The following is an 18119-nucleotide window of genomic DNA, read 5'->3' as shown; positions in this document are numbered from 1 at the left end:
TACACAATACCCGGATTCGGCAGCGATGTCGAGCACCCGGCGCCTCCCGGCCGCTCGGCTCATCGGTGTGTGCCGTCGCCATGTCAGACCGCGAGCGTAGCCTCGGACCATGACGCTCAACGTCGATGGAACCCGACTCGGAGAGCAGAGCACGCTCAGGATCGCCGCCACCGTGCTCGCTGGGACGGTCGAACCCGGCTGGGCGCTGCTGGAGGAGACGGCCGACGAGCAGTTCTCCGGGTGGACCATCTACGGGCCGGGGGACTTCACAGACAAGCGACTGCCTGAGCTCGGCGAGGGTGACGAGTTGGTGGAGGTCTCCTTCGCCGAGGGCGAGCGCGCGCTCCCAGAGGTGCGAGAGCTGCACGACTGGGGCAACGGCGAGTTCCCGCTGCTCATGGAGTCGTGGGTGCATCGCGGTAGGCGCAAGTGGATGCCCTGGGAGGACTTCAGCAAGTACCGCGAACCAGCCGACGAGTGACCCGGATCGAACGCCGGCCGTGGCTCTCAGGAACCCGCCCGAGTGTCCCAAAAGTGTCCCGAGTGTCCCGAGAATGGCGATTCGCCCCCTTCTCTGAGTGCGACGAGTGCGAGGCGTGCGGGAGGGGCAAGGCCCCGACATCCCAGTCACCACAAGGGATTCCGCGTATCCGCTACGCTGGTCGGGCACAAGGAGACGTCGCATAGTTCGGCCTAGTGCACCACCCTGCTAAGGTGGAGTCCCCTCACGGGGACCGAGGGTTCAAATCCCTCCGTCTCCGCAGAAAAATCCCAGATCAGCGGCTGTTTATTTCGCATCTGCCACGAAATCCGCCATTTCTGCCACGTTTGCGAAGCGTTCCGTTCTGGGCGATCTGAGCTCGATCATGAGTTCCCGCTCATCAACCTGCTCGGTTGCGGCTGGACCGGGCGAAGATTCAGTGCCGCTGCCCGCGAGACCGCGAGCGCATATCCCTCGGTCTCCAGGGGCGGGGCCATGCGAAGGCCTCCGTTCCTCCACAGCGGCGGATTCGGGCGCGTTCTCCCCACGGCGTCGGATGCGGTGATCGTGGCTGCGCCTGCGTCGGGATGCTGGCCGCATGGGAATCCGCTACTACGCCTATGCCTTCGATGCCGACCTTGCTCAGCAGGCGGTCGATGACCCGCACAGCATCCTCTCCAGCGACCCGCTCGCTGACGCGTGGGGCCTGGAGCCGCACGCGAGCGTGAGTGTCGCGACGTTCGAGCAGGTCTCACCGAAGCGCGACATGCTCTATCTCGACAAGGCATGGTCCGCTTTGCAGTCCCTCACGCGCTCGGGGCCCGGAAGTCCCGCCGCCGGCTCGTGCTACCGGATGTTCGAGGGGAACGTGACGATGCACGACATGGGCTGGGACCCGTGGGTGAGGACGATCCTCCCGGAGGAGGTGCCAGCGATTCGGGACGACCTCTGTGCGATCGACGAGGACCAGGCGCGAACGTGGGCGCGCACTTGGCGAAGCCGGCACGGAGTCGACGATGACGACGAGCTCCGCTACGTCCTCGACTACCTCACGCGGGCACAGGAATTCGTCGAGGCGCTCGCGACAGACGGTCGCGGGATGGTCTACCTCATCGGGTGACTCAGCCCGAACTATCCGCCGCCGCCGCGTCAACGGATGTCGGTGTGTTCCTTCAGAATGGACGCGTGCCCGCCGTCGCCCAGGTTCTCGAGCTCGCCCAGCTTGCGGAGCGCGATGCGGCGTGGAAGCTGCTTCGAGCCGACAGTGCACCCGTGGTCGCCGGTCTTCTCGGCACCCACCTGGGCGGAGACGAGCGCCGAGTCGACGCTGAGGAGCTGTACGAGCGGATCGATGCCGACCTCGAGCGGCTCCGTGCGCAGGGGCTGATCTTGCCGCTGACTGCGAAGGGGTACTGCGGGGAGTGGCGATCGGCCGGCTTCCTGGTGCGTCGGCCGTCATCGGAAGCGCGGGGTGAGACGCTCGAGCTTTCCCCGGATGCGATCGCCGGGATCCGCTTCTTACAGGGGCGTGCCGCCCCGCGTTCGAGTGTGACCGAGTCTCGGCTTGCGAGTCTTGCGGCGCAGGTCCGTCGCCTCGCGATCGACACCGATCCTGACGTGTCAGCGCGCATCGCGCTACTCGAGGAAGAGATCGAGTCGATTGAGCGGCGGATCGAGAGCCTGCGTTCCGGTGACGAGTCCGCGATCGATGAAGACCGGGCGCTCGAGCGCGTTCGCGACGTGCTGGCGCAGGCGGCGGACGTGCCGGACGACTTTGCTCGGGTGCGTGCCGAGTTCGAGACGCTGAATGCGTCGCTGAGGGCGAAGATCGTCGAGTCCGATGTTTCTCAGGCGTCAGTCGTCGACGAAGTCTTCCGCGGAATCGACCACATCTCCGACTCGGATGCAGGCCGCAGTTTCGCTGCCTTCTCCCAGCTCGTGCTCGACCCTGCACTCGGTGCCGCATTCGAGGCCGACATCCGTCGCATCCTCGACCGCAGATTCGCTCGTGATCTCACCTCGGATGAGCGCCGGGCACTGCGCGCCTTCCTCGCAACGCTCAAGGGACGAAGCGCGGAGATCCACGATGTCATCACATTGTTCGCCCGGGCGCTCCGCCGCTACGTGCAGTCGCAGGACTACCAGCGCGACCGGGTCCTGCGGACTCTTCTGCGGGAGGTTCAGCACGCGGGGGTGGAAGCCGCCGCACACACGCGTCCGTGGCATCCGACGTCTCTCACGCTGGATCTCTCGGCCGTTGCGCTGTCGAGCGTCGGGGCGATCGACCTTCACGACCCCGCCGAATTCGCCGCCACCGAAGAGATCGTCACGCAGGCGACATCCCTCGCGAGCCTCGAGGAGCTGCGGGCGATCGCTCGCGAAACCGAGATCGACTTCGACGAACTCACCCGGAACGTCAACGACCTGCTCGCCGAGGTGCCCTCGTGCACCGTCGCAGATGTCCTTGCTCGATACCCCGCGACGCAGGGGGTCGGCAGCGTGATCGGACTTCTCTCGATCGCCGCCGAGCAGGGCACCGTTGACGATGAGCCCGAGGTACTCGCTTGGCAGGGCGCCGACGGAGTTCCGCGTGCGGCGATTGTGGCCGCGCACCGATTCACAGGAGCGGTGGCATGACCGAGTCGACCACGGCGGATGTCACCCCCGACGAGCACGGAGGCCTCTGGCGTGGCGACGCCGGCGAACTCCCTGATCGCACGAGGCGCGTCTTGCTGCGTCTGGTGCGTGGCCCGTATCTTTCCGGAGCGCGCGAGGCGCAGCTGTGGGCGGTGCTGCTCACCGACGAGGCTGTCCTCCGCTCCCGGCTCGCCGATTTGTTCCTCGAATTGGTCATCGATCGGGACAACGAGTTCGCCTTCGTCCGCAACGCTCCGTCCGAGGACGCCCCGAAGGCAGTGCGGTCTGAGGCGTTGACGTTCCTCGACACCGCAATGCTGCTTGTCTTGCGCCAGACGCTGCTGAGCGAGGAGGGTCGCGGTCGGGTGATCGTCGGGCAGGCGGAGGTGTTCGAGCAGCTCGCCGTGTTCCGCACCCCGGACCGTGATGAGAAGGACTTCGCGAGCCGCGTCAACTCGTCGTGGAACAAGATGCAGAACAAGCTCCGCGTGTTGCACGCCGTTGGCGATGACCGTGCCGAGATTTCGCCCGTGCTCCGACTGCTCGTCGATGCCGACCAGATCCGCGCGATCACATCGGAGTACCACCGGATCGCCCGAGAGGGCGGAGGAGAATCCGCTGCCCCGTCGACGGATGCCGAGGATGACACAGAATGACGATGCTGAGCTTCCCCACCGACGAGTCGGAGGTCGATCCGACCAGGCCCGGCCAGTGGCGACTCTCCCAAATCGAACTCGTCAACTGGGGCACGTTCGCCGGCCACGTCTCCGTGGATGTCGCGCGCGCCGGCCACCTGTTCACCGGCGCATCCGGATCGGGCAAGTCGTCGCTACTCGACGCGATTGCCGCCGTCCTCACCCCCGACAGGTGGTTGCGCCTCAACGCGGCGGCTCAGGATGGCGCTTCCCGACAGAGCGATCGGACGCTGATGAGCTATGTGCGTGGCGCCTGGAGCAAGGAAGCTGACGAGACTGCCGATCGGGCCACCACGACCTACCTGCGCTCGAAGGCAACCTGGAGCGGCATCCTGCTGCGCTACGAGAATCTCCGCGATGAACCGGTCGTCCTGCTGCGGGTGTTCCACGCACCGGGCACGCGCACCGAACCGACCGCGTTGAAGGACGCACGGATCTTCACCCGCGGTCACGTGAAGCTTCTCGACGTGAAGCCGCACGTCGAAGGCGGAATTGACGCGCGTCGCATGTCGAAGGCCTTCCCCGACGCGCTGATCACCACCGGTGGGAGACACGGACGCTTTCACGAGCGGATCATCCGTCAGTTCGGCTTCCGCGGAGATGCGACGCTTCAGCTTCTCCACAAGACACAATCAGCGAAGAACCTCGGCACCCTCGACGCGTTGTTCCGCGGGTTCATGCTCGACCAGCCGGGGACCTTCGCGCGGGCCGAGACCGCCGTTGAGCAGTTCACGGAGCTCGATGCCGCGCACAAGCACGTGGTCGACCTGAGGAAGCAGGCTGATGCGCTCCGCAAGGTCGACGAGGCGATCACCGCGTTCGACTTGGCCGGCGCTGAGATGGCAGCGATCTCCGATCTGCACGACGGGGTCGAGCCCTTCACAGCGGGACTCAAGTTGCGGCTCGCGAAGGAAGCCGCGGGCCCCGCACGCGCCGCGCTGGCGCGCGCCGAGAGCGACCTGAGCGACGCCGCGCGAGAGCAGCGGTTGGCGGCAGAGGCGCTGGAAACCGCGAAGGCGCGGGTCCGGGACGAGGGCGGCGCGCGCGTCGAGCTTCTGCAGGAGCGGATCGACAGTGCGCAGCGTGCCGAGGACGTCACTAGGCAATATCGAGCTCAGTTGACCGCAGAGCTGATGCGCATCGGCGCACCAATGCCCGAAGATCCAGAGCAGTTTGCGGAGCTCCTTGCCGCGGCCGTCACCGAGGTTGCGCGCGACATCCCCGCTGTGTCGTATGAGGTGCGTGACGCCGCGAGTCAGGCGCGTAAGGCGCTGGACGAAGTCACCAGGCAGATTCAGGCGCTGAGAGATCACCGGAGCAACCTCGACGAGAAGCTTCTGAGCGCACGACGATTCCTCGCGGACGCTGTTGGTGTGCCGGCATCGACATTCCCCTTTGCGGGCGAGCTGATCTCGGTCGCCGAGCAGCACTCCGCCTGGCGCGGCGCGGCAGAGCGAGTGCTCGCTCCGTTTGCGTCGACGCTCCTCGTGCGGGACGAACATCTTGTCGCCGCACGTCGGGCAGCCGACTCGCGGACACTCGGTGTCCGGCTCGTCATCGAAGCGGTCCCGCACGCCGTCGACGAGCCGCGTCGCCCCAAGGATGCCCGCTCGCTCGTTCATCGCCTCGCGGTGAGCGATGGGCCCTTCGCGTCCTACGTCCGCAAGCGCATGGCCTCCGAGTTCGACTACGCCTGCGTTTCGCACCCCGACGAGCTTGATGACGTCGAGCGTGGCGTCACGATCGGCGGCCTGGTCAAGCGCAACTCACGTAGGTATGAGAAGGACGACCGTCACGAGGTCGGTGATGCCACTCGATGGGTGCTGGGCGGCGACACCCACGCGCGGCTCGAGGCATTGCTTGAGCGTCGGCGGGACGCGATGGCGGCGATGGAGGAAGCATCCGCCCGCGACGCCGAGGCCGACTCGTTTCGTCAGGATGCGGTCAGTCGGCGCGACGTCTTCACACGCGTATCGACGTTCAGCTGGGACCAAGTGGACCTCGCAACTGCGATGGCGGTCACCGCGGCCCAGCGCGACGATCTCCGGGTGCTCACCAGCGAGTCGGGGACTCTCCGCGAAGCACAGGAGGCCGCGGAGCGAGCGACCCAGCGACTGGACGAAACGAACGCGAAGCACGCACGGGCGCTCGGAGCCCACGCTGTCGCCCGCAATCACGTCGAAAGCATCGCGGCACACGTCGCCGAACTCGAGGCCACCCCATATGCACCGGTCGAGGAGCGGATCGCCGACGCCCTCGAAGGCCGGTTCCGAGCCGAGCGACGCTCCGTGAGCCTGGAGACGGTGGACGAAGTCGCGCGAAAGGTGCAGTCGGCACTCTCGAAGGAGAAGGACGCCTCGGCCAGCCGCGCAGCGGATGCTGAGGCCAGCTTCGCCGGGCGCGCCGCCGAGTTTCGGCTCGGGTGGCCCGCTGCATCCGCAGAGCTGACTGCTGACATCCGCGACCGCTACGGCTACCGGGAACTGCGCGAAGGCATCATCGCCCGCGGCCTGCCCGAGAAGGAGTCCGAGTTCCGCAAGCTGTTGCGGGAACGATCGCAGGACGTCGTCGCACACTTGCTCAGCGACCTCCGCGACGCCCCGGGTCTCATCCGTGAGCGAATCCTCCCCGTCAACGCATCCCTGGGGCGGTCCCCGTTCGAGGGAGCGGACCGCTTCCTCGAGATCGATGTGAAGACGACGCGGACCCCGGAGGTCGACGAGTTCCTCACCGACCTCCGTCGCATCGTTGAAGGCAACTGGGCCGACGAGTCGGCCGCCGGTGCCGAGCAACGATTCGCCGTGCTGCAGCGCGTAATCGGTCGACTCGGATCCAAGGACCGCGTCGACATCGATTGGCGCAACCGGGTGCTCGACACGAGGCTTCACGTGAGCTTCCTCGCGCGGGAGAAGGACGTCGCCGGCCGCGTTGTGCGGGTGTATGACTCCGCAGAGGGCTTGTCGGGTGGTCAGCGGCAGAAGCTCGTCATCTTCTGCCTCGCGGCAGCGCTGCGGTACCAGCTGACTGAAGAAGAGGACGAGGTTCCGAGGTTCGGGTCGATCGTGCTCGATGAGGCGTTCGACAAGGCTGACAGCCGATACACGCGCAACGCGATGGAGGTGTTCCGCGAGTTCGGATTCCACATGATCCTCGCGACACCGCAGAAGCTGCTGCAGACGCTCGAGCCGTACGTGGGTGCGATCACGTCGGTATCGAACCCCCACCGCGACGCCTCACGGCTGGCGAACGTGGTGTTCTCGGTCGGTGAACCTGAGGTCGCCACCCCGCCGCACGCGGAGTCGCGCGCGTGACCACGCTTGTCACACCGTCTGACCTGCGCGCGCGGGCGAAGAAGCTCTTCGACCGCGATGCACGCACCTGGGCCGCCGAGCAGCAGACCGATGTCGTGCTCGACGTTCCGCTACGCCCGCCAACGGAGCGGGAGGCGCTGGACGATCTCAGTCTGGTTCGACGGTGGGTCGACGCCTGGCGCGGTGTGAGCGAGGACTCGGGTATCGAGCTCGAGTGGGTCGTCCGCCATTGGTCACGCATCGGGTCGCAGGAAGTCCCCGTTCGAGCGGTGCTGCGCGGTTCGGATTCGATCGCTCGAGCGGCGGGCGAGGCGGAGGGTTGGCGACGTCTGATGGCGCGACTTGACGAGTTGAGGGGCCTGGCCGGTTCCGACGCCAGCGGTGTGCTCCGCGCCCATGGCCGCGCGATCAGCGATCTCGATGGCGCCGATTTCGACAGGCTCGTCCATGTGCTGGCCTGGTTGCGCGAGAACCCGGAATCGGGCCACCTGGTGCGGGAACTGCCGATCCGCGGCATCCACACCAAATGGATCGAATCTCGCCGCGGACTCGTCGAGGCGTTGCATCGGGCGGGAACCGGAGCGCCCGGACTGGGCCTTCGCGAGCCGTCACCGCTCATACGGATCCGTGCTCTCGATCCGTCGCTCTCGTTCCAGGGGCTCACCGATGTGTCGGCGCCCGTCGACGACCTTGCGGCAAGCACGATCCGACCCGAGCGCGTGTTCGTGTTCGAGAACCTCGCCACCCTGCTCGCGATGCCGGATGTGCCCCGAGCTGTAGCAGTGCACGGTGGTGGTCACCGCGTCGATCTCGTCGCCCGCCTCCCATGGGCGCAGACGGTCACCTACTGGGGCGATCTCGATTCGCACGGATTCGCCATACTCAACCGACTTCGAGCCAGGGGTGTGGACGCAACGTCGGCGTTGATGGATATGGATACTCTGTTCGCTCACCGTGATCTGTGGGGGACCGATCCGGATCCGAACGTCGGCGTGTTCGATCTGCTCACGCCTGATGAGCGCGCGACTCTTCGGTCGCTGAGCGCGGAGGGCAACATACGCCTCGAGCAGGAGCGCCTCCCGTGGAGTTACGCGCTCGAACGGCTCGGGGTGTCCTGACGAGGCATCTGATCGTTGCCCCAGCGCGCTCCTATTGACCTGTCAGCGACGCGTGCTACCGTAATCGTAACAAACGCAACCTCCTGCGTTTACGTGTATTGAGGTGATTTCCGTGTCTCGCGCTGCCGTCGTTGAAGAGACGTACCTTCCCAGCAGGGAAGTCGAGCTTGCCCCTGTGCTGGACTTCCTCACCGCCCATGAGGCCGCCGGCTGGGCTCTTCCCGAGCCAAGGTACTTCCTTGCGGGGGCGCGTCCAGGCGACCATGTCGAGCTTCCGGAAGAGGTCTACCTCGCTCTCCGCAAGATCGTGGACGCGATGCAGAGCGGGCTTGCCGTGTCAGTTGTACCCCAGGCAACACGGCTCACCACCCAGCAGGCAGCGGATCTCCTGAACGTGAGCCGCCCGACCATTGTGAAGCTCCTCGACGAGGGTGAGATCCCATTCGAGAAGGCGGGAACGCACCGACGCGTTCTCCTCGCGGATCTGCTCGAGTACCGAGAGCGCCGGCGGGAGCGTCAGTACGACATGCTCGCCGCCACGCGCGACGCCGTCGACGAAGACAACATCGAGCAGACGCTCGAGGACCTCAGAGCGGCGAGGAAGGCGGTCGCCGCAAGGCGGGCAGCCCGACTCTGACCTCGCAGACTGACAGGATGGGGTCGTGTTCACGGCGACCCTCGACACCAGCGTGCTGTGGCCGAGCCTGCAACGCGACTTCCTCCTTTCGCTCGCGATCGAGGGCGCGTATCGACCGACCTGGAGCTCGGCGATCCTCGACGAACTCGAGTTGCACGAGGAAGTCAAGCTCGTGAAGCGGGGGATACCCGTAGCGGGGGCTGCCAGCCGCGCAGCAACCCTCATCGCCGCGATGCGGCGAGAGTTCGCCGACGCGGAGGTCGAAGGCTGGGAACCGCTGGAAGGTACCTTCGGGCTTCCCGATCCGGATGACGAGCATGTGGTCGCTGCGGCCGTCATCGCGGGAGCCGGAGCGATCGTCACCGAGAACCTGAAGGACTTCCCTGCAGCCAAGATTCCGCCGGGCATCCAGGTGCTCAGCGCCAGGGAGTTCGCGAAGAACACTGTCGCGCTCAACCCCAGGCATGCGCTCGCCGCGGTGCGGGAGATCGCGAGTCGTTCCGGCCGCTACGGTGCAGCGCTCACCGTCGAGGAGATCCTGGACACGTTGCGCGACCGATACGGCATGATCGAAGCCGTCGAGATGATGGTCGAAGCTGCGTCCGCGTAGCCTCCAGTTCGCATGACTGAAGAGCGGGGTGCAGCCACCTGATTTCGCGCCGAACACCCGCCACGTTTCTGCCACGAATCGAACCGCGCTGACCTGATCGAGGAGAACGTCTGTGGCCTCAGAACACGCGGAATCATGCGGTTTCAGCTGGGTCCAGTTGCCATCGGCGCGATTTCAAATCCCTCCGTCTCCGCCAATTTCCTGAACGTAACTGAGCCGATCTCTTCTCGAAGCGGCGTGCGGGCATGATGGAGCACGTGAACCGTCATCCTCGAGCAGACGAATGGATCGAGCGACTGGGACTGCGCGTGCTCGAGGGTGAATCGGGATGGTGGACTCCCGCCTTCCGTTCGGATGTAGAGGTTCGAACCGTCGACGGTGTGGCATCGCCAGCTGCGAACGCCATCTATTACCTGCTCGACCCGCGTCGCCCGATCAATGCGTGGCATTGGCTTGCTGCCGATGACACCCACGTCATCGTCGACGGTGGTCCGGTCGAGTACGTGGTCGTAGACAGCGATGGCATGGTGACCTCGTCTGTGGTGACTCGGGAGACTCGGCCGATGATCACCGTCCCGGCCGGATCCTACAAGGCACTTCGACTTGTCGATCCCGCGGGTTTCGCGTTGATCTGCTCGGTCGTCACGCCGGCCTGGACTCCCGGCAGGGTCCGAATCGGACCGCCGACGCGAATAGAGCGACCCGCATGGCTCGACGACCTCACGATGTCGGAGCTGACGACCGGCGTCGCGGGTGTGAGGCGGTGTTCGGGCCGGCCAGCGACCTGATCAGGCTTGCCCGCCTTCCGCTCATCCGCGGCGCTGTGGCGGAGATGCTCGCCCTTGTTGGCAGCATCCGCGCCTGAGATCGAGCGTCGGTGGCGCGAGCTATCGTGAGAGCTGCTAGTCAGAAGGGGCACCGCATGACCGACTTCGCCCAGCGCATGAACGCCATCACGATCGAGCAGCTTCGTGCCACCGGCGCAACGAAGTGGTCGGCGACGGATGACTCGATCGGCGCCTTCGTCGCTGAGATGGACTTCGGCGTCGATCCGGCCATCACCGCCGCCTTGCACGCAGCGGTTGACGACGGAGCCTTCGGATACATGCCCCAGCGGATCGCCGCTGATCTGTCGGATGCGACGGCGGGGTTCCTCGAGCGCCGCTACGGCTGGAGTGTGCCCGCGAGCGATGTGTGGGGCATCCCGGATGTGATCATGGGACTCGAACTCGCGATGGAGCACTGCTCGGAGCCGGGGTCCAAGATCATCGTTCCCACTCCGTCGTATATGCCGTTCCTGATGGTGCCGCCGATGCGCGGTCGCGAGGTCATCGAGATGCCCCTCGCCGTGCGGGACGGACGCTACGAGTTTGACCTCGACGCACTGCAGCGCGCGTTCGACGAGGGCGGGAATCTGCTGCTGCTGTGCAACCCGTACAACCCCGTCGGTCGCGTGTTCTCGCGAGACGAACTGGTCGGGATCGCCGAGGTGGTCGACCGCAATGGCGGGCGTGTCTTCTCGGACGAGATCTGGGCGCCGCTCGTCTTCTCGGGCGCGACGCACGTCCCGTACGCGACGGTGTCGCCTTCCGCAGCTGAGCACACGATCACGGCCATGAGCGCCTCAAAAGCGTGGAACCTCCCCGGTCTGAAGTGCGCCGAACTCGTCCTCACGAGCGACCGCGACCGCGAGACGTGGGAGCGGATCGGGCGGTTCTCGGGCCACGGCACCAGCAACCTCGGTGCGATCGCCAACGCGGTCGCCTTCCGCAGCGGTGACGCGTGGCTCGCCGACCTCGTGCCCTACCTCGAGGGCAACCGCGACCGCCTCCTCTCACTCCTTGCCGAGCACCTCCCCGGAGCCTGGATGCCGAAACCCGAGGGTACCTATGTCGGCTGGATCGACTTCCGCGGCGCCGGGATCGACGATCTGCCCGCTGAGTACTTCGCGCGGGAGGCATCCGTCACTCTCACGGAGGGGACGATGTGCGGACAGGCGGGTGCGGGATTCGCGCGTCTCATCTTCGCGACGCCCCAGCCTGTGCTCGATGAGATCGTTCGCCGGCTCGCCGCGGTGACCCCAGTGCGCTAGATCGGCTCGGGAGTGACCGCCCCGAGACCCCGATGCTGATCGCGAAGGTATGCCGCGTAGCCGCCGGGGGTGCGTCCAACGAGTCGTCCCGACGTGAGGACCTCGGCCAGGTCGCTGGCGACGACATGCGCTCCCGCCGTGCGGCAGCGCTCGGCCAGTATCACGTCTTCGTGCTCCGGGACGTCGCTGAAACCTCCCGCCGCACGGTAGACATCGGCCCGCACGCCGAGGTTTGCCCCGTGAACGTGCCCGTTCGGGCAGCCCGGCGTATGCGTGTCGAGCCACAGCTGCCGGTGCTGCGGGGTGAGGTCGGCGAAGTCTGGCCGCACGGTACCGATGACCATGTCAGCACCCTCGCGAGCGAGGCCAAGCTGAAGGGTGAGCCAGTTCGACGGCACCACCGAGTCCGCGTCGGTGTTGGCGATCCAGACCCGCCGGTCCGCGGCGGGCGCGAGGCCTCTGAGCGCAGCGGTGACCCCCACGGAGCGCGCAACGCCGACAGATCCCGCATCGATCTCGACGACGGGGAACGGATGCCGCCGCGCCACCGATGCCGACCCATCGGTGCTCGCGTCGATCACCACGTACACCGCAACCGGCACCCGGACGCGCGAAACGGCGACTTCCACGGATTGCAGGCATCGGGACAGCAGCTGCTCTTCGTTGTGGACGGGAATGACCACGGCAAGCGCACGGATGCTGGGGCCGATCACACCAATCCCTCCCGTGCAGCCACCGACTCGGCAGCACCGCGGCCGAAGACCTCGAGTACGAAGTCGTCCTCCTCGTGGAGCGCGATCCTGCGCCACCCCGGCACTCGTCGCAGTGTGTGGTGTACGCGATCGCCGGTTGAGGGGTACTCCGCCACCGGATGCCGCCAGTGGCACGCGACGACGATGCCGTCGTCGGTGAGCGCAGCGTCGATCCGATCGATGAGCGTATCCAGATCGTCCGAGTCGAAGTAGTAGCCGACCTCGGAGAGCACGACGGTGTCGAACTCACCATCCGGCCACTGCGTCGGCACGTGCGCGAGTGAGACCGTGACGTGGTCCGCCGAGGCCAGCCGGCGCCGGGCGCGATCGACGGCGCGCTCTGATGCATCGAGGGCGAGGACCCGGTCGGATCGCGCGGCAAGCGGCGCAGTTAGCACGCCCGTCGCGCACCCGATCTCCAGAACGCTGCCCAGGCGCCGGTTCGGCAGGGCAGCAAGGAGCACGGCGCGTTTGCGTTCCTCGTACCATCGCGTTTCGAATCCCCAGGGGTCATCGTGGCGGGCGTAGAAGTCCTCGAAGAACGTCGACGTGAGGGTTGCGTCGGCACCGGGCGCTTCGTCCAGGAAGACCTCGCGGTCCCGGCTGAAGTGGGCGAGGAATCTCGGTGGCGCGACGGCCTCGTCACCCGGCTCGCCCGAGAGAGCCTGTACCTGAGACGTGTGAGCGCGCAGGGCGGCGACCTTGCGTGCCAGCTCGTTCTCTGTCAGCCGCACAGCGAGCGCCTGCGACCAGGGGACATCCTCGGGGGTACCCCAGTGCCACATCCAGATCGGATACCCCAGATGGCGCACGCTGCGATGTGACGCGACATTGCGCACGGCGCCCGAGACGGCCCGGTGATCGCGATGACCGTCTCCCGACCAGGGCGAGAGGACCATCGTCTGCGTGGGCGCGGCATCCGTCGCATCCAGGGCGGCTGCAACGGCGTGCTCGACGGCGCTCGCGTGCGCATCCACCGTGCCATCGGGGATCGACAGGAACTGCACGCGCGCAGCCGGCGCCAGGAGTGAGAGTGCTTCGATGACCTCGAGGCGCCGTTGTGCGCGGAGGGAATCGGGGGAGTGCGTTCTCGATCCTGGATGAGACGCCTCACCGTCCGTGGCGATGATGACGCTCACCCGACCTCGCCGGGCCGCAACGCGACACATGAGTCCACCGGCGCCGAGCGTTTCATCGTCGGGGTGGGCGGCAACCACGATGAGCTCGTCCGGTGGGGATTCCAGCAGCGGCGCTGAGCTGAGGCGAGGGTCGTCAACCCACTGCTCCTCGGCGGTGCCCTCGTCGAGGTGGCTGAAGCTCACCACGCGGCACTCTGCCGAGCAGACTCGCGACCGACGCGCGCCACGTCACGAAGCCCGTGATGCTGCTGGATGTAGAGGTGCAGATCGGCGCTCGACCGGGCGAACTCCTCGTCACGGGTGAGGGGGGCCGGCCCGAGCGCCTCGGCGGATTCGGCGAGGGTGAGAGCGGCGGCGTCAGCCACGATGGCGCGCACGCGTTCGCTCAGCAGTCGTTCGCCCACCCGCCTTGATCGGCCGTCGTCCACCAGTTCGGCTGCCTCGGCGAGCACGGCGCGCGCCGCCCAGAGTGCTCCATCGACTCGGCCGAGGTGAACGAGGGAGAGCTGGTCGGCAGCTCCCGACTGTGCGGGTGCCAGCAGCCGTCGCGCGATGGTGGCCGCAGCACCCCACCAGCACGCCGCTACCGACATCCCGCCCCACGCGAATCCCGGCCGCTCCAGATACCAGCCAGCTGGTCCGACAGGCACTGCCGGGGCATTGTCGAAGTCAACCGGTGCGCTGACGATCTGCGCCAGCCCCCGTGCCATCCACGGGCCCCCATGGGCCCGAACGCCATCCGTGCGAAGGTCGACCGCGAACAGGGCACGCCGCCCGTCATCCCGTGTTGCCGTCACGAGCGCCCGGGAGAGGCGCGACGCGAGCGAGCACCAGGGTTTCGTGCCTCGCAGGGTCCACCCCGCCCCTGATTTCTCGGCGAGCAGGCTGGAGTCGGGGCTCTCAGCCGCGAAGACGCCCCAGGTGTCATGGGGTGCACTGAGGTCCGACCTGTCGGCCTGAGCGAGGATCGTCAGTGCGTCAAGGTGCGGCTCCAGCACGCGCGCCGCACCCACGTCGACGGCAGCGGTGGCGGCCAGAAGCTCCCAGAGCTCCGCAGTCCGCCCTTCGCCGACGCGCGGCGCCCACTGTCCGACCTCCACGCACCAGTCGAGGGTCTTGGCGAGGTCTGTGCCGAACCCGTCCATCTCGGCTGCCGCACTCACCGCATCGAGCACCGATCCAGTCGCGGCGGCCGCTTCTGGGCGAAGGGAGACAACCGACGGGGCGCATCCGTGTGGATGGACCCCGTCGTTGATGGCGGAGCGAAGCGTCAGGACAGCGCGTCCTTGGTCTTTTCGCCCGCCTGCTTGAGGTTGGCCTTGGCCTGGTCGGCCTTGCCCTCGGCTTCGAGTTCCTCGTTGTCGGTGGCGTCACCGGCGGCTTCCTTGACCTTCCCCTTGGCCTCTTCCGCGGCGTTCTTGATCTTGTCGTCGAGTCCCACGATGTGCCTCCCCTGTCGATGGTGTTGGGAACTGAAACAGTAGGTGCACGACCACGACCCCGAGAGGGGGTTGCCCTTTCGGTGCAATCGCGTTACGCGGTTCGGGGGTGGGCTGCCCCTTAGCCGCCGGGGCTGCTGGGATCGATAGGGGCGCCGTCGCCGTTTTCAGGAAGGTCTCCGCGCTCGATCGGCTGGGCAGGGCCGTCGGGGAGGTCGGAGAAGAGGAGGTCGAGTTCGGCATCCGAAGGCAGGCGCACAGCCTTTGCGGCAGCTTCAAGATCCGCGCGATCGGCGAGGTTTCTGCCCGTGACAAGGATCAGAACACCGTCGCGGGCCACCATGTACTCCTCGACAGAGCCCGAGAATCGATGCCAGATATCGCCTTCGTTGCTGCAGGTGATGCCGCCATCGAGGGTGTCCCAGAGCGGCATCTCAGGGCAGGTCTGTGGGGTCAGCGTCCCGCGGTCGGTGCGAACGGTCAGGATGCCGCCGGTCTGGGCGTTGAACCAGGATGCAGACATCCCGTCGGCGCCTGTGCGCCCGACGGACTGCGGCGCCAGGTCGTATCCGTCGACGGCTGTCACGTAGACCAGGTCAGGGGAGATCCCCGACGCCGTCGCGCGCTGGGCAATAACCTCGGGTGCGGCGGGCTCGGTCGACGCGCAGCCGACAATCGAGGCGGCGAGAGCCGTGAACACCATCGCCACGCCCAATGCCCTCATGCCGTTTTCCGGTGCTGAACGCATCTCTGCATTCTTGCGCACCTCCGCCCGGCGCGAGTCGAGGATCAGTCAGCTGCCACCTCGACCGGCGCTTCGGCAGCGAGTCGCATCCACGTTTCCACGACCGTGTCGGGGTTCAGTGAGATCGACTCCACGCCCTGTGCGAGCAGCCATTCGGCAAGATCCGGATGATCGCTCGGGCCCTGGCCGCAGATGCCGACGTACTTCCCCTGCGCCCGGCAGGCCTGGATCGCCATCGACATCAGCTGCAGCACCGCGGGGTCGCGCTCATCGAACGTGCTCGCGACCAGACCGCTGTCGCGGTCGAGGCCGAGCGTCAGCTGGGTCATGTCGTTCGAGCCGATCGAGAAGCCGTCGAAGAACTCGAGATACTGATCGGCCAGCAGCGCGTTGGTCGGCAGCTCGCACATCATGATGACCTTGAGGTCGTTGACGCCGCGACGCAGGCCATTCTCGGCGAGCATCTCGACGACGGCGTGCCCCTCGCCGACGGTGCGCACGAACGGGATCATGACCTGGACGTTGGTGAAACCCATCTCGTCGCGCACGTACCGCAGCGCCTCGCATTCCATGTCGAAGCAGGCGCGGAAGTCGGGGGAGATGTAGCGGGATGCCCCGCGGTAGCCGAGCATGGGGTTCTCCTCGTGCGGCTCGTAGCGCTCGCCGCCGATGAGGTTGGCGTACTCATTCGACTTGAAATCGCTCATCCGTACGATCACCGGTTCTGGCGCGAACGCTGCAGCGATCATCGAGATCCCCTCCGCGACACGCTGCACGAAGAAGTCACGCGGCGACGGGTAGGCGGCGACGCGCTCGTCGATCTGGGCCTTCAGCTCGGTATCCAGCGTGTCAGCCTCGAGCAGGGCGCGGGGATGGATGCCGATCTGCCGGTTGATGATGAACTCGAGCCTCGCGAGCCCGACCCCGCGGTGGGGAAGACGCGAGAACGAGAACGCCTGGTCGGGCGTGCCGACGTTCATCATGATCTTGACGGGCAGTTCCGGCATCCGGTCGAGATGCGTCTCCTCCTCGGCGAAGGCGAGCATCCCCTCGTAGACGAAGCCGGTGTCGCCTTCGGCGCACGACACGGTGACCTCTTGCCCGTCGCTGAGGACGCGGGTAGCGTCCCCTGCGCCCACGACGGCGGGGATGCCGAGCTCGCGCGCGATGATCGCGGCGTGGCAGGTGCGTCCTCCGCGATTGGTGACGATCGCGGCCGCCCGCTTCATGATGGGCTCCCAGTCGGGGTCGGTCATGTCGGCGACCAGAACATCTCCGGGACGGAACGAGTCCATCTCGGCCAGGTCGCGCAGGACACGGACGGGTCCGGCACCGATGCGTTGGCCGATGGCGCGCCCCGCGGCCAGTACGGTGCCGCGTTCGTGAAGCCGGAACCGGCGGATGACGTTCGCCGATGCGCGGGACACGACAGTCTCGGGACGCGCCTGCAGGATGTAGAGGCGACCGTCGACGCCGTCCTTGCCCCATTCGATGTCCATCGCCCGGCCGTAATGCTCTTCGATGACAAGCGCCTGCCGGGCAAGTTCCTCGAGTTCGGCATCCGTGAGTGAGAACCGGGCGCGATCAGCAAGTGGAACATCGACGAACGCCGTGCTCGCGCCCGCGGCACGACTGTCGGTGTAGCGCATCGCCACCGCCTTCTCACCGACCGAGCGCTTCAACACAGCTGGGCGGCCGGCGCGCAGGGCCGGCTTCGAAACGTAGAACTCGTCGGGGTTGACGGCGCCCTGCACGACAGCTTCCCCCAGCCCGTGCGAACTCGTGAGGAAGACCGCCTGATCGAACCCGGACTCGGTGTCGACGGTGAACATGACACCGGCGGCTCCGACATCCGAGCGCACCATGCGCTGCACGCCTGCCGACAGTGCGACTTCGGTGTGGTCGAAGCCCTGGTGGACGCGGTAGGCGATCGCGCGGTCGTTGTAGAGCGACGCGAAGACCCGACGGATCGCCGTGAGGATGTTCTCGATCCCGCCGATATTCAAGAACGTCTCCTGCTGCCCGGCGAAGGATGCATCGGGCAGGTCCTCGGCGGTCGCCGAGGAGCGAACCGCCCAGGTCACGGCATCCGGTTCGGCATCCTCGTGCAGCAGCCGGTCGTAAGCGGCGCGGATGTCGCTTTCGAGGTCCTCCGGGAGGGGGTGCTGCTCGATACGGGAACGGATCTCGCCGCCGACGCGGGTGAGCTCGGCGACATCGTCAGTGTCGAGGTCCCGCAGGAGGGCTGCGATCTGGTCGCCGAGGCCATCGTGGGCCAGGAAGCGGCGGTAGGCGTCGGCGGTCGTGGCAAACCCGCCGGGCACCCGCACGCCGAGCGCTGACAGGTGAGAGACCATCTCACCGAGTGAGGCGTTCTTGCCACCGACGGCGGGCAGGTCGGTCATACCGATCTCGTCGAACCAGAGGACGTTCTTCATGGATGCTCCTTTGTCAGGGCGGGGC

Annotated in this window: 16 protein-coding genes and 1 tRNA gene; 11 read left to right on the top strand and 6 right to left on the bottom strand. The window is 66.8% G+C overall.

Features of this window, described 5'->3' with window-relative positions:
* The first annotated feature begins 109 nt into the window (after positions 1 to 109).
* The 11 genes from AB0O89_RS02350 to AB0O89_RS02300 all read left to right on the top strand — a co-directional run bounded on the left by AB0O89_RS02350 (position 110) and on the right by AB0O89_RS02300 (position 11581).
* Positions 110 to 481 carry a hypothetical protein gene (locus AB0O89_RS02350; protein WP_275755783.1) on the top strand — a complete coding sequence of 124 codons (372 nt, stop codon included), beginning with the start codon at positions 110 to 112 and terminating at the stop codon, positions 479 to 481.
* A gap of 191 nt (positions 482 to 672) precedes the next feature.
* Positions 673 to 761 (top strand) — tRNA-Ser (locus AB0O89_RS02345).
* A gap of 318 nt (positions 762 to 1079) precedes the next feature.
* Entirely contained in the window at positions 1080 to 1601 is a 522-nt protein-coding gene (locus AB0O89_RS02340; protein ID WP_053547121.1) for a DUF1877 family protein, read from the top strand.
* Between the two features lie 65 nt (positions 1602 to 1666).
* Entirely contained in the window at positions 1667 to 3118 is a 1452-nt protein-coding gene (locus AB0O89_RS02335) for a DUF3375 domain-containing protein (protein WP_363493825.1), read from the top strand.
* The gene (locus AB0O89_RS02330; protein ID WP_363493823.1) at positions 3115 to 3774 is read left to right on the top strand and encodes a DUF4194 domain-containing protein; all 660 of its coding nucleotides are present in this window, start codon (positions 3115 to 3117) and stop codon (positions 3772 to 3774) included. The genes AB0O89_RS02335 and AB0O89_RS02330 overlap by 4 nt, the downstream gene beginning before the upstream one ends.
* Entirely contained in the window at positions 3771 to 7124 is a 3354-nt protein-coding gene (locus AB0O89_RS02325) for an SbcC/MukB-like Walker B domain-containing protein (RefSeq protein WP_363493821.1), read from the top strand. Before AB0O89_RS02330 ends, AB0O89_RS02325 begins: the two co-directional genes overlap by 4 nt.
* Complete coding sequence (locus tag AB0O89_RS02320) at positions 7121 to 8242, top strand: DUF3322 domain-containing protein (protein WP_331791881.1); 1122 nt, start codon at positions 7121 to 7123, stop codon at positions 8240 to 8242. The genes AB0O89_RS02325 and AB0O89_RS02320 overlap by 4 nt, the downstream gene beginning before the upstream one ends.
* Before the next feature lie 112 nt (positions 8243 to 8354).
* A complete protein-coding gene (locus AB0O89_RS02315; RefSeq protein WP_331791880.1) occupies positions 8355 to 8879 on the top strand; it encodes an excisionase family DNA-binding protein in 525 nt (174 codons plus the stop codon).
* 25 nt (positions 8880 to 8904) lie between these two features.
* On the top strand, positions 8905 to 9489 hold the full coding sequence (locus tag AB0O89_RS02310; RefSeq protein ID WP_331791879.1) for a PIN domain-containing protein: 585 nt from the start codon (positions 8905 to 8907) through the stop codon (positions 9487 to 9489).
* A gap of 245 nt (positions 9490 to 9734) precedes the next feature.
* Positions 9735 to 10277, top strand: coding sequence for a cupin domain-containing protein (locus tag AB0O89_RS02305; protein ID WP_331791878.1), 543 nt, complete (start codon positions 9735 to 9737; stop codon positions 10275 to 10277).
* Positions 10278 to 10411: 134 nt separating this feature from the next.
* Positions 10412 to 11581 carry an aminotransferase class I/II-fold pyridoxal phosphate-dependent enzyme gene (locus tag AB0O89_RS02300; RefSeq protein WP_331791877.1) on the top strand — a complete coding sequence of 390 codons (1170 nt, stop codon included), beginning with the start codon at positions 10412 to 10414 and terminating at the stop codon, positions 11579 to 11581.
* On the opposite strand, the gene AB0O89_RS02295 is transcribed toward AB0O89_RS02300, so the two are convergent.
* From AB0O89_RS02295 to ppsA, 6 genes are all read right to left on the bottom strand, one after another.
* Positions 11578 to 12294, bottom strand: coding sequence for a glycosyltransferase (locus AB0O89_RS02295; protein WP_363493817.1), 717 nt, complete (start codon positions 12292 to 12294; stop codon positions 11578 to 11580). The genes AB0O89_RS02300 and AB0O89_RS02295 overlap by 4 nt on opposite strands.
* A complete protein-coding gene (locus AB0O89_RS02290; RefSeq protein ID WP_300590584.1) occupies positions 12291 to 13655 on the bottom strand; it encodes a bifunctional PIG-L family deacetylase/class I SAM-dependent methyltransferase in 1365 nt (454 codons plus the stop codon). The genes AB0O89_RS02295 and AB0O89_RS02290 overlap by 4 nt, the downstream gene beginning before the upstream one ends.
* Positions 13652 to 14647: an acyl-CoA dehydrogenase gene (locus AB0O89_RS02285; RefSeq protein ID WP_363493815.1), complete on the bottom strand. Its 996-nt coding sequence runs from the start codon at positions 14645 to 14647 to the stop codon at positions 13652 to 13654. Before AB0O89_RS02285 ends, AB0O89_RS02290 begins: the two co-directional genes overlap by 4 nt.
* Before the next feature lie 95 nt (positions 14648 to 14742).
* On the bottom strand, positions 14743 to 14913 hold the full coding sequence (locus tag AB0O89_RS02280; RefSeq protein WP_331791873.1) for a CsbD family protein: 171 nt from the start codon (positions 14911 to 14913) through the stop codon (positions 14743 to 14745).
* Between the two features lie 119 nt (positions 14914 to 15032).
* Positions 15033 to 15659, bottom strand: a complete 627-nt coding sequence (locus AB0O89_RS02275; protein ID WP_331791872.1) for a hypothetical protein — start codon at positions 15657 to 15659, stop codon at positions 15033 to 15035.
* 41 nt (positions 15660 to 15700) lie between these two features.
* Positions 15701 to 18094, bottom strand: a complete 2394-nt coding sequence (ppsA, locus tag AB0O89_RS02270) for a phosphoenolpyruvate synthase (RefSeq protein ID WP_331791871.1) — start codon at positions 18092 to 18094, stop codon at positions 15701 to 15703.
* Positions 18095 to 18119: the final 25 nt, after the last annotated feature.

Origin of the sequence: Microbacterium sp. NPDC076895, assembly GCF_040687115.1 — a bacterium.
Lineage (GTDB): Bacteria > Actinomycetota > Actinomycetes > Actinomycetales > Microbacteriaceae > Microbacterium.
The sequence above is the reverse complement of the archived record's forward strand: the minus strand, read 5'-3'. Positions and strand labels throughout refer to the sequence as shown.

Coding starts and splice junctions, on each gene's coding strand:
- AB0O89_RS02350 (WP_275755783.1), top strand. CDS start 110: ATGACGCTCAACGTCGATGGAACCCGACTCGGAGAGCAGAGCACGCTC.
- AB0O89_RS02340 (WP_053547121.1), top strand. CDS start 1,080: ATGGGAATCCGCTACTACGCCTATGCCTTCGATGCCGACCTTGCTCAG.
- AB0O89_RS02330 (WP_363493823.1), top strand. CDS start 3,115: ATGACCGAGTCGACCACGGCGGATGTCACCCCCGACGAGCACGGAGGC.
- AB0O89_RS02325 (WP_363493821.1), top strand. CDS start 3,771: ATGACGATGCTGAGCTTCCCCACCGACGAGTCGGAGGTCGATCCGACC.
- AB0O89_RS02305 (WP_331791878.1), top strand. CDS start 9,735: ATGATGGAGCACGTGAACCGTCATCCTCGAGCAGACGAATGGATCGAG.
- AB0O89_RS02300 (WP_331791877.1), top strand. CDS start 10,412: ATGACCGACTTCGCCCAGCGCATGAACGCCATCACGATCGAGCAGCTT.
- AB0O89_RS02275 (WP_331791872.1), bottom strand. CDS start 15,659: ATGCGTTCAGCACCGGAAAACGGCATGAGGGCATTGGGCGTGGCGATG.
- ppsA (WP_331791871.1), bottom strand. CDS start 18,094: ATGAAGAACGTCCTCTGGTTCGACGAGATCGGTATGACCGACCTGCCC.